This window comes from Bacillus sp. AF23, from assembly GCF_020861455.1.
GTDB classification, from domain to species: domain Bacteria; phylum Bacillota; class Bacilli; order Bacillales; family Bacillaceae; genus Bacillus; species Bacillus halotolerans.
In genome coordinates this window covers 1-244 of sequence record NZ_JAJHVY010000063.1, presented here as the reverse complement: position 1 = coordinate 244, position 244 = coordinate 1, and the positions used below count along the sequence as shown (strand labels likewise).

The following is a 244-nucleotide window of genomic DNA, read 5'->3' as shown; positions in this document are numbered from 1 at the left end:
CCTTTTCGGTCAGTTGTTGAGTATGTAAGTGTTTGCTGGTTCGGGCAAATATAACTGTCTTTTTCACTGTCATAATGAAATTTCCATTTTGGAAACAAGCCTCTAGTAGGGTGATATCGTCTATGGGCAATGACGCCAAAAATATGACGGTCAGATAATCCTTTACAGATGGGAGTCGTTAAATATCCGGAATCAAGGGCGACAGCTTCTACTTGAAAACCAAATCGTGCGATTTGGTGATCTA

Annotated in this window: 1 pseudogene; it reads right to left on the bottom strand. The window is 40.6% G+C overall.

Features of this window, described 5'->3' with window-relative positions:
• Positions 1-244, bottom strand: a pseudogene (locus tag LNN34_RS22165) (IS5/IS1182 family transposase); the annotation flags it as partial.